This window comes from Corynebacterium sp. HMSC06G04 (assembly GCF_001807365.1).
In the GTDB taxonomy this organism is placed as follows: Bacteria; Actinomycetota; Actinomycetes; order Mycobacteriales; family Mycobacteriaceae; genus Corynebacterium; species Corynebacterium simulans.
This window is the reverse complement of sequence record NZ_KV788589.1, coordinates 64,732-80,831: the sequence shown is the minus strand read 5'-3', so window position 1 is coordinate 80,831 and position 16,100 is coordinate 64,732. Positions and strand designations below refer to the sequence as shown.

Here is a 16,100-nt window from a genome sequence, read left to right as displayed (position 1 = left end):
AGGGCACTGTTTCCTATTCTTGCACTTTTGAATGGATTTTTAGGCAGGTTGGTGCCCCCGATTGAGGGCTTTGCCCGATCCCGGGGGCAGTGAAGTAGAAAATTCGCAGCACAAGAATTTGAGTTCGCCCCGGCTTTTCGTTGTGCGCTTGGGTACGTGGAATACTGGTCGCGTGGCAGCAGAAGAGAAACCCAAGATTTTTGAGGGCGCCCGGGACATTATTTTGTCTCTCGGCGTGACCGTCATCGCCATGCTCCTTGTTGTAGGAGCTACCGGCTTGTGTAGCGTGAACCCGGAGACAAAGAAGGGGCCTGTCCAGGATGTCGATGCCACGACGTTCCTAGAGATGGAAGCACGCGCTACGGAGGCAGTAATCCGTAACCCACAGATGCCCGAAGGCTGGGCGCCTACTGCCGCGCGTCGCTCCGCTGTGGCGGGGGAGAACGCCTCCGTGGTGAGCTGGCTGACTGCTGATGAAGGCTATGTGGAGTCTACGCAGACCCAAGTCTCTATTGAAGAGGCGGAGAAAGGCTATGACTCCAACTACCGTGCCAACGAATCCGAGCGTGAGGTTGCTGGCAAGAAGGTCAAGATCCTAGAAAGCGACGACGCTAATGTTCGTCCACTATGGATCACGGATTTAGGCGACTCCCGCCTGGTATTGTCCGGCTCCGCCTCTGAAGCGGATTACGAGACCACCATCGAGGCATTCGCCAAGGCACCGGTTCTGCACGTGAATGAGGACGGGGCAGCCGAAGCTGGTGCGCAGGAGGACGGTGCTTCAGCACCGACCTCGCAGCAGCCTTAGCTGAAGGTGGCTGAGTAAAGGCCGTCTGCAAACTCGACCTGGACACCCTCGCCCGCGGTTTCTACCGTTTGGGCGAGGGTTTCTTCGTCTAGGCCGCTCAGGCGCTGCTTAGCAACGTAGACGTCGACTCGTTCGCGCTTGGAGTTCTGCGGGTAGATTTTTACCTCGCGGAGACGGCCTTCTTTAAAGCACAGCACGATGGAGCCAGAGTAATAGGAGATTTCATCCGTGCTTGCCGTATGCGGCGTGCCGAAAAACTCCTCTGCAAGATGGCGTGGATCTCCAAAGAGCAGGGAACCGGCAGAACCGGACTTTGATACGAAGTCCACGCGCTCACCTGGGTAGCCGTAAATCTGCATTAGTACTCTCCTTCGTTGGATGATGCGCTTTCTGCGTCTGTGGCATCTTCAGAGTTATCGGCACTATCTAGTGCCTTTTCGACACGACGCGCAGCGCCGTCAAGGTGGGCCTCACAGGCCTTTGCCAGCGCTTCACCGCGCTCCCAGTACTTCAGAGACTCGTCGAGGCCCATCTGGCCGAGCTCAAGAATTTTGACGGTTTCAATGAGCTCATCGCGAGCCTGCTCGTAGGTAAGTTCCTCTACTGGCGGGAATGCGTCCTGGCCGGGAGTACCGGTACCGATTGTCTCGTTCATGTCTGCTCCTTTAGTTAAGTCTTTGGCTTCGGGTCTATATCTTCTTAAGCGCTTTAGCGCTGAATGATTACTGAAGTTTGTTAGTCAGCCGGTTTGGCAGCCATTGCCGCTGCGGTAATCGAGCCATCACCGACGCGGATACGCAACTGCGAGCCGGGTGGTGATTGCTTGTAGGAAGTCACAACCTCTGGGCCCGAACCATCACGCGGCACGACTTGGACGATGGCATAGCCGCGTTCCAAGGTGGCCGACGGGCCGAGAGCCGAGACCTGTGCGCGCAGGGCAGTGACCTTGTTCTTTTCTCGCTCGAGCAAGTAAGTGACCTCGCGCTTCATCAACGCGCGGGAGCGCTCAAGCTCATCACGGCGTGCGTTGATCGGCGTCATTGGATCCGCAAGCACGGGGCGTGAACGAATATTTTCCAGCCCGCGCCTTTCCCTTTCGACCCAACCACGCAGTGCTGCTGCCATGCGGGAACGCGCTTCATCCACCAATGCGTATTCCTCAGCAACCGATGGCACTACTCGTTTGGCGGCGTCAGTAGGAGTGGCGGCGCGGAGGTCTGCAATATTGTCGAGCACTGGATTGTCTGGCTCATGGCCAATAGCAGAGACCACCGGAGTGCGTGCGCTGGCAACTGCGCGCTGTAGAGCCTCTTCGGAGAAAGGAAGAAGGTCTTCGACAGAACCGCCGCCACGGGCGATGATGATGACGTCTACTTCTGGATCCTCATCGAGGGTTTCCAACGCGTTGATAACCTCTGGAACGGTGTTCGCTCCCTGCACCGCGGTATTAATGACGCGGAATTGCACTGCCGGCCAGCGGTCCTTTGCCACGGCTAACACGTCACGTTCAGCAGCAGAGCCGCGGCCGGTGATAAGCCCTACCTTGTTAGGTAGGTAGGGCAGCGCCAACTTGCGCGAAGGATCGAAGAGCCCTTCAGCAGCAAGCTGTTGGCGCAGCATCTCAATGCGTGCTAGCAAATCACCGACGCCGACGTGGCGAATCTCAGTGGTCCACAATGAAAAGGAACCGCGGCCGGCATAAAAGGCGGGCTTGCCGTAGACCACCACGCGATCGCCGTCTTTTAATGGCGTGGGCATTTTCAAGACCATGTCAGTTGGGCACGTTAGCTGCACGGACTTTTCCTGCTCGACGTCGCGCAAAGTGAGGTAGGAAAGTCTCCATGAGCGCTTGACGTTGATCTGGGTTAATTGGCCTTCGACCCACAAGAACCCGAGACGCTCGATCCAACCCTTGACCTGGTCATTGACCCGGCCTACGGGCCAGGGCGTCTCCGCAGAGTTTGCTGGTTGATTCACAAAGCAGCCTTTCTATGCAGCAGTGGATTGCCACTTAAGTCTATTGTCCAGCCCGGACATGTGGTCTTCGGGGGCAGCCAGCTTGGGCAAATTTAAAGGTCAGCGGGCCAGGGAAAGTTCGAGCGAAGTCACATTGCTGTCCACGTCAGAAATAGGCCACCTATTGCCTTTGCAAAGCGACCCAATCTACTGTTTCAAAGCAGTTTTAGATACGCTGGAACGCATGACTGAGACTGGCAAGAATGTTCTCCTGGCAGCACCGCGCGGTTATTGTGCCGGTGTCGATCGCGCAGTTGAGACCGTGGAGAAGGCACTTGAAAAGTACGGCGCACCGATTTATGTGCGCAAGCAGATTGTCCACAACCGCTACGTCGTGGAATCGCTAGCTGAGCGCGGCGTCATCTTCGTCGAGGAAGCATCCGAAGCGCCCGAGGGCGCGCACCTTGTCTTCTCCGCACACGGTATCGCCCCGGCGGTGCGTGAGGAGGCTGAAGGCCGCAAGCAGCTGACCCTTGATGCAACTTGCCCGCTGGTGACCAAGGTGCATAACGAGGCGCGCCGTTTCCAGCGAGATGGCTACCACATCTTGTTGGTGGGCCACGAAGGTCACGAAGAGGTCGAAGGCACCGCCGGCGAGGCTCCTGAGGTCACGCACTTGGTGGATGGCATCGAGGGCGTCGACAAGCTGCCTGAGTCCCTGCAAGATGAAAAGCTCATCTGGCTATCCCAGACCACCCTCTCGGTGGATGAGACCATCACTATTGTGAATAAGCTGCGCGAGCGCTTCCCGCACCTCGAGAATCCGCCTTCAGACGACATCTGCTACGCCACCCAGAACCGCCAGGAGTCGGTGAAGAATATTGCTCCGAAATGCGATTTGATGATTGTGGTGGGCTCGAAGAATTCCTCGAACTCCGTGCGCCTAGTTGAGGTGGCGCTAGAGGCAGGGGCCAAGGCTTCCCACCTCGTCGACTTCGCCCGTGAGATCGATGAGGCGTGGCTCGAAGGCGTCGAGACCGTCGGCGTTACCTGTGGCGCTTCTGTACCTGAGCTGCTCGTGCGCGAGGTGCTCGAATTCCTCGACGAGCGTGGTTACAGCAACGTTGAGCAAGTTACCACTTCCACCGAGACTATCCAGTTCTCCCTGCCACGAGAGCTGCGTCCGGCGCGCACGTCGCAGGCCCCAAAGGCTTAAGGGTGCCCTCCTAAGCCACAGCAAAAGAAAAGCACTCAGAGCAGGAAATGGCTGCCCTGGGTGTTTTATTGATAGCTAATACTCGAGCTGGTTTGCGCGGTGAACTAGTCTTCGCCGTAGAGATTGTCTTCCAAGAACGAGGACTTTGGCTTTGCCTTGGACGCCTTAGGCTTGGTGGTTTCGGTTTCGCGGGATTCACCTGCATCGCCAGCACGGCGTGCGGGGTCGGGGCGGCGCGGTGCGAAGTCGGAATCGTCGTACTCCGCGGAGCTAGCTGTGGTACCCCGCTCGCGGGCCTCACGTGCCTCGCGGTAGGAGCGTGCTTGAGCCACGCGCTCTTCGTGTGCGCGCTTGAGCTCCTCACTGCTTGAGCGGCTCTTTTCCACGCGCTCTCGGGCTTGCTGCTCGCGTTCTTCTGCCTGGCGGCGGCGACGAACCTCGCGGTCCAACTCGCGGGCACGGGTACGGCGGCGCTGCGAACTCTGGGGAAGTGCTTCACCCGAGCCTTCTGTATCACGGCGGTCACGAGCTATAAGCTCGGCAACGGAAAGACGCTCGTTGGTAGTGCGCTCATTGGTTTCTTGCTCCGCGCGACGGGCAACCTGTGCCTTGGCGTCGCGGGTTCGAGCCACGTTCTTGTGTCGCCATAGACGGACCACGGCAAGGGTAGCGCACAATAAAAATATGATGAGCAACCAGGGGAAACGCTCGATGAAAGGGAACGCTGCGGATAGCAGGGACGTGGTCGAAAACGGCGATGCGCCTTTTGGCGCGGCTTGAATAGTCAGCGCCCAGGAGGTCAACACAATAGCGACCGTAAACACAACTGGAATGCTGACAACCAGGAGGTACAAGCTGCGCAGGCGGGCGAAGTAGGTGACTGCCAGCGCACCGGCCGCGGAGATGATGAAGAATGGCCAACCAATCGAACCCACGGCAATCGTGATCAGTGCGGCTACGACGAACGTGGCTACTAGGCCAAGGAGACCCTTGGCTAGCGGCAGCTCATGCGCAGCGGCGGAGGTTTCACGCGCGGCTCGGTGGTTTCGATTTTTGGCAAGTGACACGCCGGAAGATTCTACAGCGTTGGCTGGGGTTATCGTTTTATCTTCGCCCGAATGTGGCGAAATTTATTTCCGTGAAGGAGGTAAATGCAGCTATTCCCCAAAGCGTAGGTGCCGCGGTTCTGCCTCGATGGGGCGCGGGGAGACTGGCTTTTTATCGGTGCGTGCTGGGATCTCTAGCTCGTAGAGCCTGCGTGCAGTAACCCCCACTCGTAAATCCAAGGAGCCGAGACTGGAGTTGAATGCTTCGACTGCTTTTTCAAGGCTGCGGCCGACTTTCTCATAGTGCTCGTTGAGAGTGCCTAGCCGCGCATAGAGCTCGCGGCCAAGACGTTGCACCTCGCGTGCCTTCTCTGAAATGTCTTCGTGCCGCCATCCCAGCGCCACAGTGCGCAGGAGCGCAAAAAGTGTGCTTGGCGTGGCGATGACGATGTTGCGCCCGAAGGCGAACTCGAGCAGCTCAGGATCGATGCTCAATGCGGCGTCTAGGAACGGATCCGCCGGGACGAAGAGCACTACGAACTCAGGAGTGGGAGAGAAGGCCTCAATGTAATCGCGATGGGAGAGCGCTTGAACATGGTTGCGTAACAGGTGTGCGTGCCGGCGGAGGTAACCTGCGTGCTCCTCTGGATCTTCGGTGTCCATTGCGTCCAAATAAGAAGAAAACGGCACTTTGGCATCGACAGCGATGTTGCGCCCACCTGCTAGATGCACTACGAGGTCGGGGCGTACGGATTTTCCGTTGAGTGTTGCTGTTACCTGGGAATCGAAATCCACGTGTTTGGTCATGCCGCCGATTTCCACGACGCGTTCTAGTTGCATCTCGCCCCAGCGGCCGCGGACGTTTGGGGAACGCAGAGCGCCCACGAGCTTGTCAGTGCGATCTGTCAGCCTGGATGAAGTCCGGGTAACAGCCTGGACTTGACTTGATAATGCTGCTATGGCAGTGGCGCGGTCTTCCTCTAATTCCTGCAGTTTGAATCCCAAGCGGTCCATAGCTTTCTCTAAAGGCGCAAGCTCCGCTTGCCGGCGTTGCGATTCCTGTAGCGCGCGATGCTCATCGCTGGGGCGCGCGGAATTACTGCGGTATTCGCGCAGCAGCCAGCCCAAAATGGCGCCGATGAAAAGACCTAGAAATAACAAAAGCACGGGCAAGGTGGTAGACATAGCCACCACCTAAGCACGTGCTCCGGACATTGCCGTTTGTCTTGGCCTAATCTTCGCGGCGTGGATGCAACAGATGTTCGACGCGCGACATAGCCTTTTGCACGCCACCTCGAACAACGCGCATCTGCGTGCCGCGGGAAGCAGGTGCTTCTCCCTCGCCCTTACCAGTAGGGCGGGCATCCATATCGACCGCGGCGTCGAGGTGCGGACTATTGCCGTGATTAGCAACATCGGCAGGTACGGCCTCCGGGGCGGCGTGGTCCGGCATCGCCAACCAGGCCTCCCGCTTATGATCGCCCTGCTCTTGGGTATACCGGCCAATGAGGAAGCCTGCCACCGTGGCAAAATGCATATCCTCTGCGGTTTTCTCGCCAGACTGCAGCATCATCATGTCCTGGAAGTAGCGATACGCCACAGCGAACATTGCGGCCGCTGGCACAGCCAAGAACGCACCCACGAGGTTAAAGAGAGCAGAGCCCACAGTGACGGAAGTCAGCACAACGACGGGGTGCAGGTTCATCGCCTTGGATTGCAGCCAGGGGGAGAGCACGTTGCCCTCAAGCTGCTGGACCAAGAGCACGAGCGCCAAGACCAACAGTGCTTTGGTGATTCCCAAGGAGACCAAGGCGATGGTCACCGAAAGCGCGCCGGCGACGATAGCGCCAACAAAGGGGATAAAGCCCGCAACGAAGGTGATGATGGCCAGCGTTAGTGCCAGCGGGACCCCGATGATGGCCAGGCCAATGCCGATGAAGATGGCGTCGACTAGCGATACGAGCGCCTGGGCACGCACGAAACCGCCCAGTGTGTTCCAGCCTCGGGTGAGCAGTTCCGTCAAATGCCAACCGGTGCGCCGGCCCGTGGCTTCGCGCAGCCATGGCAGGAAGCGGTGACCGTCCTTCAGGAAGAAGAAGGTCAAGACCAAAACCACCATCAAGGTCACGATGATGTTGGTTGCCTGCCCAATACCGTTGAACACGGATCCTGCAATGGTGCCGGCCTGCTTTTGTGCCCAGGCGGCGATCTCATCGATGTAGGTGCCGATCTGATCCTCATTGAGATTCAGCGGCGGCTGCTGGACCCATAGGCGCAGTGCCTGAATGCCGTTGGCTGTTTGCAAATAAAGCGTTTGGGATTGCCGCACGAAATTCGGCGCGATGAAAAGAAACAGCGCGCCCAGTGCGCTGAAGGAAACCAAGATCGTCAACGCCGCTGCTAGCGAACTTGGCACATGGTGGCGGCGCAGCCATCGCGTGATCGGAGCCAAAACTGTGCAGATGATGAGAGCCAACAGGATAGGCAGGATGCCGCGCCAGAGGTTGCCTGCGATGCGGAAGAGTGCATAAAGGAAAAGGCACATGACGAACAGGCGCAGTGCCCATAGGGAAGCAGACTTAATTACCTCGCCGACTACAACGGAACGGTCGACTTGGTCTCCGGGTGGGTGAGGGGAGACGTCGTCAAGCGCTGCGGCATCAACAGACTCGTCAAAACGATCGCCGAGCCCAGCGTGGTCCGGATCCGAGTGGTGACCGGATGGCGGCGTGGATGATGAGGAAGGCGAATGAGAACTCACCCCACCATCTTGCCTTAAAAAACCTTGGGTGCGTTAGGATTGCCCCTGTGAGTCTTACACTTGGAATCGTCGGCCTGCCTAACGTTGGCAAGTCCACGCTGTTTAATGCCCTGACCCGTTCTGACATTCTGGCAGCGAACTACCCGTTCGCCACCATCGAGCCGAACGTCGGCCTCGTTGAGTTACCAGATCACCGTCTTAACCGCTTGGCGGAGATCTTTAGCTCCGAGCGTATCTTGCCGGCGACCGTGTCCTTCGTGGACATCGCCGGAATCGTCGAAGGCGCATCCAAAGGTGAGGGCATGGGTAACGCCTTCCTTGCCAACATCCGTGAGGCAGATGCTATCTGCCAGGTCGTGCGCGCCTTTGCCGATGACAACGTCATCCACGTCGATGGCAAGGTCGATCCTGCCCACGATATTTCCGTAATTAACACCGAGCTCATCCTGGCGGATCTGCAGACCATTGAAAAAGCCCTGCCGCGACTGGAGAAGGAAGCGCGCAAGAACAAGGAGCTGGCTGAGACCGTCGAGGCCACCAAGAAGGCACAGGAAATCCTGGAGGATGACCGCACGCTCTTCGCCGCTTCCAAGAATGGCGAGATCGACCTCGCACTGGTTCGCGAGCTGCACTTGATGACGGCGAAGCCGTTCCTGTACGTGTTCAACTCCGATGAAGCAGTGCTTACCGACGACGCGAAGAAGGCCGAGCTCGCCGAGCTCGTCGCCCCGGCAGAGTGCGTCTTCCTCGATGCACAGACTGAGACCGAGCTGCTTGAGCTCGACGAGGAAGAGGCAATGGAACTGCTCGAGTCCGTCGGCCAGACCGAGCCTGGCCTGGCAACTCTGGCTAAAGCAGGTTTTGCCACCCTCGGCCTGCAGACCTACCTGACCGCAGGCCCGAAGGAAGCGCGTGCCTGGACCATCAAGCAGGGCGCGGCAGCTCCTGCCGCAGCAGGCGTCATCCACACCGACTTCGAAAAGAAGTTCATTAAGGCTGAGATCGTCTCCTTCGATGACCTGGATGCCGTCGGCGATATGGCCACTGCCCGTGCTGAGGGCAAGGTCCGTCAAGAAGGCAAGGAATACATCATGCAGGACGGCGACGTCTGCGACTTCAAGATTGGCGGCTAGCGCTCGCCTGAGATTAAAGCTGTAGTCTCAGCATTGCTTGAGCCGCCGAGTTGTTGGCAACTTGGCGGCTTGCTAACCTAAAACCTCCTGAAGGGGAGTAGCTCCTCCGCGGCCCCCATGGCTGCGGATGGATGGTCGACATACTGGTGCCTTTGCGCCCGGCCACCCAGCTTGCGAAATTCGTGAGTGAGCGAGACCTTCGGTCCGTAGTTCCTACGTCGACCGATTGTCCCCGTTGTTGGATGCTCGGTTGGCGCCAAACTAACCGAAGGTATCTGTATGGCACTTCCTTCCGAGCAGCTCCTGCTTGAGCGTTTCATGAAGCTGTCCATCGCGACGGCTGTTCTCACCATTGTCTTAAAGGTCCTTGCGGCCATGCTTACTGGCTCCGTCGGCTTCCTGTCTGACGCTTTGGAATCCGGAGTCAACCTCGTTGCTGCAGTAGTGGGCTTCATCGCCCTTCGCATTGCTGCGAAGCCGGCTGACGCGAACCACCAATTCGGCCACGGCAAGGCCGAATATGTTTCCGCGTTGGTAGAGGGCGCGATGATCTTCGTCGCCGCAGCACTCATCATTTATACCTCTGCATTGCGCTTGCTCAACCCCCAGCCTTTGGAACAGCCAGGCATTGGTTTGGCGCTTTCGACGCTAGCTTCGGTCCTTAATCTGGCTGTCGGTCTGGCGTTGCTGAAAGCGGGCAAGAAATATCGTTCGGCAACGCTTCAAGCTGACGGCCATCACTTGCTGACTGACGTGTGGACTTCTGTTGGCGTCCTCGTGGGCATCGCGCTGGTTGCCCTGACGGACTGGCTGTGGCTCGATCCGATGGTCGCTTTTGCAGTGGGCATCAACATCCTGTGGACCGGTTACAAGCTGCTCAAAGAATCCTTGAGCAGCCTGCTTTCCGAGTCCTTGCCCAAGGAAGAGCACGCTGAGCTTGATGTGCGACTTGCTGAGCTTGAGGATGAATTCGACGTGTTGTTCACGTCCCGTCGTACCATCGCATCGGGCCGCCAGCGCTTGGTCTATCTCACCATGGACGTGCCTGGCGAGTGGACAGTTCTTGCGGCCCACGACATCGCGGATCGCATCGAGGACAACATCGACGAGCTTTTCTCAGGCGCCGAAGTGTTCATCCACGTCGAGCCCGCCGGCACGGTGCATCGCCGCATCTTGCGCATGCCTTAAGCGGGTTCACGCAGGCTAGCCACGGCCATACCGTTTTCCATCACCCACGGCCAGCTAAGCCCGTTCTTGGTGAGAATATCTGGGCGTAATTCATCGGGCAGAATCCACTCCTTGTTGGCGTAGCCCAACAAGTATTCGTCGAAGGCGGGAAGCTCGAGCCGCAGCGCCAATGCGACCGAGATTTCCTCTGCGGTCACGTCCTGCTGCCATGGGCTGAGCCAGAAGGTTTCGCCCTCGTGCTCAGCCCGCACCAATCCGGAGTTTTCGAGGGCCTTGGCTGCTTGGCCTTTGGCGAGCATGGTCCACCAAGCTAGGTCGGCGGCACTCACCGGACCATGTCCATTGACGTAGCGCAGTGCTAGCTCGCGGAGCGGCTCCTCCGGTTGACGTTGCTCGACGGGGAGGACATCGACGTGCATGAACGTTTCCTGCTTGCCGTGCTTCGGTCCTTGGACGAGGTCGCCCGCGCCACCGAATGCGCGCAGCAGGTGCGATCCACGGCCGCCATCCGGAGCGATGCCAACTGACCGGAAGATCTCGTAGGCCTCGGCGCGGGTCAGAGTCGGCGTCGTGCTTTTTAGGGCGGCGTCGTGAAGTGCGGCGTGTGCGCGGTTAAACAGGTCTTCGTCGAGGCCCAACCCTGGGCGTCGGGCTTGCTGGCTGCGCGCGACACGGGGATAGAGCAGGCGGGACATCCAACGCACGTCGGCAGCAGGCATGAAGTGGACCGTGCCGCGCTGCGGCCAACAGCGCACGACCTGGAACTCATCGATGGCGTTGAGCACTGCGGCATCGTCTGGCGCTGCGGATCCTTGGGTGCTGCGCAGGGCCAGCGCGCGCACGCCCGCGGCATAGTTCTGCCCTTGGACTGCCATGAGGTGTTCGGCCGCAGCCAGCGGTGAAGTGGTGGCTGGGCGCGCCGCCGAAGGGGCCAGGCCCTGGGCGATGAGGCGGCGGGCGCGAAGTTCAGGCAGCGTTAGATGGAGCATTGCTTAAACTTTATTCGGACTTTCTTGATGCTGCTACAAGCGCAGCGTCTTCATGGCCGCCATGCCCGTGGTGATGAGCTTCTGGAAGCGCTGCGGCGGCAGTAGCTCCGAGGGCGCCAGCGGGTGCAGCTTTTGCTCGGCTACGGTGCGCTCATTTGCCCACAAGCGCATGCCGGTAATACCGTGGCGGTGATTGAGGCCGGACTCCTTTACGCCGCCACCCGGGGCGGCAATAGAACCATATGCTGCGGCAAAGCCCTCGTTGATATTGACCATGCCGGCTTCCAGCTGGGAAGCAACCTTCCAGCCGTGGCGGGAGCTGCCCGACCGCACTGAGGCGCATAGGCCGTAGTTCGTGTCATTTGCTGCGTGGATGGCAGCAGCATCAGAATCGACCTCGTACACAGCCAACACTGGGCCGAAGGTCTCGTTAGCGAAGAGCTCCATTTCCTGCGTTACCCCAGTGAGCACCGTGGGCTCAAAGAAAAACGGACCGAGTTCCGGGCGATGCTTTCCGCCGTAGACAATCGTTGCGCCCTTGTCCACAGCGTCGCGCACATGAGCTTGGACGGCGTCGAGTTGCTTTTGCGAAGTCAGGGAGCCGATAGTTGCGGCATCGGAGAACGCTGCGCCCAGAGTCTGTTCATCGAGGGCCTTTTCAAGCGCAACGAGGAAATCCTCATAAATGTCCGTGTGCACGTAGGCGCGTTCGGCGGACATGCACAGTTGGCCCGAGGACGAGAAGGCCGTGCGCACGGCGCCGCGAGCGGTGGGCTCAAGGGGGGCGTCGTCAAGCACCAGCATTGGATTCTTACCTCCGAGCTCCAACATTGTGGGGATGAGACGTCCGGCCGCCTGGGCAGCAATGGACTTGCCCACCTTGGTGGAACCGGTAAAGGAAAGACCGTCGACGAGGGGGATCAAGGCGTCGCCCACCTCCGCGCCGTTGCCTGGTACTAGCTGCCAGGCAGCCTCCGGAAGGCCGGCTTCAATCGCCAGCCGGCGGACCAAGATTGCCGTCAGCGTGGTCTGGGAATCAGGCTTGTGAACCACAGAGTTGCCAGCAGAAAGCGCCGCCAGAACGTCGCCCACGCCCAAGGAAAGCGGATAGTTCCACGGGGAGATGAGCCCCACGACGCCCAGTGGGTAGTGCTGGGTGCGCGTCTTGGTGAGCACCGGCAACGCGCCGGGATGTCGCTCCGGACCAAAGGCCTTGCGTATGTTCACGCCATAAAAGCGCGCGCAGTTATAGAGATCCATCACCTCGTCGTAGGCGTGCGAGCGGGACTTGCCGTTCTCAGCCTGAATGAGGTCGAGGATGAGCTCTTCATGTTTCCGGATTAGGTCGTGGAGCTTGAGCAGTATGCGCCCGCGATTGCCCTGGCCTACCCCGGCCCGTGCGGTGGTAACGGCAGCGGCGACGTCCTTGGGCGTGGCCGTGGGGAAGGAGAAAAGCTCTTCGCCTGTAAACGGCATGAGTGCTGTGTGTTGAGCGCCGGAACCGCGCACGTCGCCTACCGGGTTGGTGGCCAGGAAATCAGAGACGCGCGGCGGGAGATGAGCACTAGTGAAGGTTTTCATGGAGTCTATAGTGCCAGAAATTGATTGTGATATGTATCGCAATCATGGTGCGAGTGTGAGTAGCATTACTTTATGGCAACGCTTTCAAAAATTCCGAGCCCGCAGCTCCGGGAAACTATCGCGCCACTCGTCAGGGCCGGCGAGGCGGCTGCCCCTCTTGGTGTCATTGACATTGCCGCTTTCGACTTCAACGCGGAACAAATGGTGACGCGTGCGGGTGGGCTTCCCATCCGCGTGGCGTCAAAGTCGTTGCGCAGCGTCGCCGCGTTGCGCCGGGCTTTCGAGCACGACGGCTACCAAGGGATCCTGGGGTTTAGCGTTCCCGAGGCATTGCACCTCTACGAGGAAGGGTTTCGCGATATCGTCGTGGCTTATCCCAGCGTTCACCGTCCGGCCTTGGCGTGGTTAGGTGCCGACGCTGGTGCACGGGAAGCGATTACGGTCATGGTGGACTCCGTGGAGCTGCTCGACCTCCTCGCGCCGGGCATGCGAGTGGCCATCGACATTGACTGCACCTTGCACCTTCCCGGCGTGGTCATCGGTCCGCGGCGCTCACCCATCCGCACTCCTGCGAAGTCGACCACTGGCGGACGGGCCTGAAGCGGTGCGAGAAATCCGACGTTTTATTGATGCACAGGGCTGGCAGATTGCTTTCCCGCTGGAGCTACGCACCACGGCACCTGACGACGTCGCGCTGTCTACCGCCAACGGCCGCGAGTCGATGTACATCGCGTTCCATGTCCCGCGTTTCAAAAACCCATATGAATACTTGCCAAAGGTGGAGCCCATTCTGAAGGCTGCCGGCGGCCGCCCGCACTGGGGCAAGATGAACACCTTGACGCGGGCAGACTTCTCCGCGCTGTATCCACGCTTCGACGAGTTCTGTGCCCTGCGTGAGGAACTGGACCCGCAGTGGCGCTTTGGTTCTGATTACACGCGGAGGGTCTTCGGTTAGGGCGTAGTTGTCTCCGTAATTGAAAACCATTATCATTTGCGGAATGACTACACCCGTGACTGTTCTTTCTGGATTCCTGGGCAGCGGCAAGACCACCGTGCTCAATCACCTGCTGGCTAACCGTGAAGGCCGCAAGCTCGCCGTCATCGTCAACGACTTCTCCGAGGTCAATATCGACGCGGCGCTCGTTGCAGGGGAGGGCCACCTCGAACGCGGCGAAGACCGTTTCGTGGAGCTGTCCAACGGCTGCATCTGTTGCACCCTGCGTGAGGACCTCATCGACTCGGTTGCGCGCCTTGCAAGGTCAGGCAAATATGACCAGATCATCATTGAGTCGACCGGCATCTCCGAGCCGATGCCGGTTGCCGCCACTTTTGAGTGGGAATTTGAAGACGGCTTCAAGCTGCAGGACTACGCGAACATTGATACCATGGTTTCTTTGGTCGATGCTTCCACGTTCATGGACCAGCTCCGGCGGGGCCGCAGCCTTGTCTCACAGGGAATCGAAGCGACTCCGGAAGATGACCGGACCATCGCGGACCTTTTAGTGGACCAGGTTGAGTTCGCCGACCTTATCTTGATTACCAAGACCGATCTCGTCGACGCGGAGGAGACCGAGCGGGTCATCGCTACCGTCAAGGCTATGAACCGCCGCGCCAAGGTGGTGCCGGTGACCAACGGCGTCATCGCCACCGAGCTCATCCTCGATGCCGCCCTTTATAACCCCGCTACCGCCGCGACCTATCACGGCTATGCCGAGGAACTGGCCAATCCGCACACACCGGAGACTGAGGAGTACGGGATTTCTTCCGTGGTCTTTCGCTCCGATAGGCCGTTCAATCGTGAGCGACTGCTCAAGGCGCTGCGCGCGAGTACCGGGCTGGTTCGCTCCAAGGGGTATTGCTGGATCGACACGGATCTGCGCGTTGCCCACGCTTGGCAGCAGGCAGGCCCCAACCTCCAGATCCAGCCGGCCTCACTGTGGGCCTCCAACGGAGTGACGCCGGGCTCTGAGGTCGTGCTCATCGGTGTGGAGTTCAATGCGGAGGAGACGCTGCGCAACTTCGAGGACGCAGTGCTTTCCGACGCCGAGGTAGCCGCTCTGCTGCCCAGCTAGTGCCATGTGCCGATTAAGGGTCTGATACCGTTTTAGGGTTGATTTTAACTCCATATGCTTCAAGAAGGTGTTTCCTACGTCCGCTGAGCAGAAACTCATCACCCCAACATTCGTCTTTGCATGGCTGGTTAATTTTGCCCAATTCATGGTCTTTTACCTGTTGGTGACGATCATGGCTTTGTATGCGGTGCAACAGTTTGGTGCATCAGACACGGCGGGCGGCTTTGCCTCCAGCTCCTTCGTGGTCGGTGCGACCATTGCGCGACTGTTCTCGGGATATCTGGTTGATGCGGCAGGACGTAAAAAGTCCCTCTTGGTCTCGTTGGTTCTCGTGACCGTGGCATGTGCCGCGTATTTTGTTGCGCACTCGTTGGCACTGCTTATCGTCGTGCGCATCATTCATGGCCTGGGGTATGCGGTGGCGTCGACTGCCGTCATGGCCGTGGCGCAGTCCGTCATTCCTGAACATCGCCGTGCTGAGGGTACGGGCTACTTTGCCTTGGGAACTACCCTTGCCACCGCTTTTGGCCCGGCGGCAGGACTGGCTATCGTCGGTGCGAGTGGCTACAACACCATCTTCGTTGTGGTGCTCAGCCTCACGGTATGTGCCGTGGCTTTGGCACTGGCACTCAAGATTCCTACGCAGGAGCGCCCCAGCGTGACCTTTAGCCTGGCCAACATCGTCCACCCGGCGGTCGCACCCTTTGGCTTCTTCATGCTTCTCATCGGCGTTGCTTATGCAGGCATCATCACGTACCTCAACGCTTATGCTGACGCGTCCGACCTGGCGACGGGCGCCAGCTTCTTCTTCATTGCTTATGCGATTGTCAGCCTCGCGATGCGCTTTGTCTTGGGCCGTGTCCAGGACCGCCACGGCGATAACGTCATCTTCTACGGTGCGCTCGCTTCGTTCATGATTGGTCTCGTGGTGCTTGCTATCGCAGTAGCTGACTGGGAGGTCGTCATCGCGGGTGCTTTGGTTGGCTTGGGCTATGGCTCCATCATGCCGGCGGCGCAAGCGGTGGCCGTGCGCCTCGTGGCTCCGCACGAGATGGGCGCGGGTATTTCGACGCTCTTCTTACTCCTCGACATCGGAATCGGCTTTGGCCCCGTGGTCTTGGGCATGCTGATTTCTGCGCTGGGCTACTCCGCTATGTATTGGGTGCTCGCCGCAACCGTGGCCTTGGCGACGGTGCTGTACTACTTCGTGCATGGTCGGCGCGCATACGGCGAAACAGTGCACGTTACGGCTGCCACTGCTTAGCTCCTCGGTCTGCGGCTGATGCAACACAGCCGTTTCTTAGCGCTTTGCGCAGCGTGAAACTTCAGTGCGGAAACTCCTGAGGCGGA

At 59.1% G+C, this 16,100-nt stretch carries 16 protein-coding genes; 8 read left to right on the top strand and 8 right to left on the bottom strand.

Annotated elements, in window-relative coordinates:
* Positions 1–172: 172 nt before the first annotated feature.
* Complete coding sequence (locus tag HMPREF3158_RS00385; RefSeq protein ID WP_062035511.1) at positions 173–808, top strand: DUF4245 domain-containing protein; 636 nt, start codon at positions 173–175, stop codon at positions 806–808.
* On the opposite strand, the gene HMPREF3158_RS00380 is transcribed toward HMPREF3158_RS00385, so the two are convergent.
* The 3 genes from HMPREF3158_RS00380 to xseA form a co-directional block, all read right to left on the bottom strand.
* Positions 805–1,167 carry a hypothetical protein gene (locus HMPREF3158_RS00380; RefSeq protein ID WP_061921631.1) on the bottom strand — a complete coding sequence of 121 codons (363 nt, stop codon included), beginning with the start codon at positions 1,165–1,167 and terminating at the stop codon, positions 805–807. The two genes, HMPREF3158_RS00385 and HMPREF3158_RS00380, sit on opposite strands and share 4 nt — an antisense overlap.
* Positions 1,167–1,463 carry an exodeoxyribonuclease VII small subunit gene (locus HMPREF3158_RS00375; protein ID WP_062035510.1) on the bottom strand — a complete coding sequence of 99 codons (297 nt, stop codon included), beginning with the start codon at positions 1,461–1,463 and terminating at the stop codon, positions 1,167–1,169. Before HMPREF3158_RS00375 ends, HMPREF3158_RS00380 begins: the two co-directional genes overlap by 1 nt.
* An 80-nt stretch (positions 1,464–1,543) precedes the next feature.
* Positions 1,544–2,785 carry an exodeoxyribonuclease VII large subunit gene (gene xseA / locus HMPREF3158_RS00370; RefSeq protein ID WP_070496851.1) on the bottom strand — a complete coding sequence of 414 codons (1,242 nt, stop codon included), beginning with the start codon at positions 2,783–2,785 and terminating at the stop codon, positions 1,544–1,546.
* A 223-nt stretch (positions 2,786–3,008) separates the two neighbouring features.
* Between xseA and HMPREF3158_RS00365 the strand changes: the two genes are divergently transcribed.
* A complete protein-coding gene (locus tag HMPREF3158_RS00365; protein WP_062035508.1) occupies positions 3,009–3,980 on the top strand; it encodes a 4-hydroxy-3-methylbut-2-enyl diphosphate reductase in 972 nt (323 codons plus the stop codon).
* Between the two features lie 104 nt (positions 3,981–4,084).
* Here the strand turns inward: HMPREF3158_RS00365 and HMPREF3158_RS00360 are convergent, their stop codons facing one another.
* The 3 genes from HMPREF3158_RS00360 to HMPREF3158_RS00350 all read right to left on the bottom strand — a co-directional run bounded on the left by HMPREF3158_RS00360 (position 4,085) and on the right by HMPREF3158_RS00350 (position 7,787).
* Positions 4,085–5,047, bottom strand: coding sequence for a DUF6542 domain-containing protein (locus tag HMPREF3158_RS00360; protein ID WP_070496848.1), 963 nt, complete (start codon positions 5,045–5,047; stop codon positions 4,085–4,087).
* Between the two features lie 90 nt (positions 5,048–5,137).
* Positions 5,138–6,211, bottom strand: a complete 1,074-nt coding sequence (locus HMPREF3158_RS00355; RefSeq protein WP_070496844.1) for a DNA recombination protein RmuC — start codon at positions 6,209–6,211, stop codon at positions 5,138–5,140.
* Between the two features lie 46 nt (positions 6,212–6,257).
* Positions 6,258–7,787, bottom strand: a complete 1,530-nt coding sequence (locus HMPREF3158_RS00350) for an AI-2E family transporter (protein WP_061921648.1) — start codon at positions 7,785–7,787, stop codon at positions 6,258–6,260.
* 47 nt (positions 7,788–7,834) lie between these two features.
* Here HMPREF3158_RS00350 and ychF point away from each other — a divergent pair, with 47 nt between their 5' ends.
* On the top strand, positions 7,835–8,920 hold the full coding sequence (gene ychF, locus HMPREF3158_RS00345; RefSeq protein ID WP_070496842.1) for a redox-regulated ATPase YchF: 1,086 nt from the start codon (positions 7,835–7,837) through the stop codon (positions 8,918–8,920).
* Positions 8,921–9,199: 279 nt separating this feature from the next.
* Positions 9,200–10,108 (top strand): cation diffusion facilitator family transporter, encoded by a 909-nt coding sequence (locus HMPREF3158_RS00340; protein WP_070496839.1) that lies wholly within the window; start codon positions 9,200–9,202, stop codon positions 10,106–10,108.
* Here the strand turns inward: HMPREF3158_RS00340 and HMPREF3158_RS00335 are convergent.
* The gene (locus HMPREF3158_RS00335) at positions 10,105–11,097 is read right to left on the bottom strand and encodes a winged helix DNA-binding domain-containing protein (protein ID WP_070496836.1); all 993 of its coding nucleotides are present in this window, start codon (positions 11,095–11,097) and stop codon (positions 10,105–10,107) included. The genes HMPREF3158_RS00340 and HMPREF3158_RS00335 overlap by 4 nt on opposite strands.
* Before the next feature lie 33 nt (positions 11,098–11,130).
* Positions 11,131–12,678: a succinic semialdehyde dehydrogenase gene (locus HMPREF3158_RS00330; protein WP_070496833.1), complete on the bottom strand. Its 1,548-nt coding sequence runs from the start codon at positions 12,676–12,678 to the stop codon at positions 11,131–11,133.
* Between the two features lie 72 nt (positions 12,679–12,750).
* Here HMPREF3158_RS00330 and HMPREF3158_RS12630 point away from each other — a divergent pair, with 72 nt between their 5' ends.
* The 4 genes from HMPREF3158_RS12630 (at position 12,751) to HMPREF3158_RS00310 (ending at position 16,014) form a co-directional block, all read left to right on the top strand.
* Complete coding sequence (locus tag HMPREF3158_RS12630; protein ID WP_246816151.1) at positions 12,751–13,278, top strand: type III PLP-dependent enzyme domain-containing protein; 528 nt, start codon at positions 12,751–12,753, stop codon at positions 13,276–13,278.
* A gap of 4 nt (positions 13,279–13,282) precedes the next feature.
* A complete protein-coding gene (locus HMPREF3158_RS12305) occupies positions 13,283–13,633 on the top strand; it encodes a D-arabinono-1,4-lactone oxidase (RefSeq protein WP_070496830.1) in 351 nt (116 codons plus the stop codon).
* 43 nt (positions 13,634–13,676) lie between these two features.
* Positions 13,677–14,750, top strand: coding sequence for a GTP-binding protein (locus HMPREF3158_RS00315; RefSeq protein WP_062035499.1), 1,074 nt, complete (start codon positions 13,677–13,679; stop codon positions 14,748–14,750).
* A 67-nt stretch (positions 14,751–14,817) separates the two neighbouring features.
* Positions 14,818–16,014, top strand: coding sequence for an MFS transporter (locus tag HMPREF3158_RS00310; RefSeq protein ID WP_082787611.1), 1,197 nt, complete (start codon positions 14,818–14,820; stop codon positions 16,012–16,014).
* Positions 16,015–16,100: the final 86 nt, after the last annotated feature.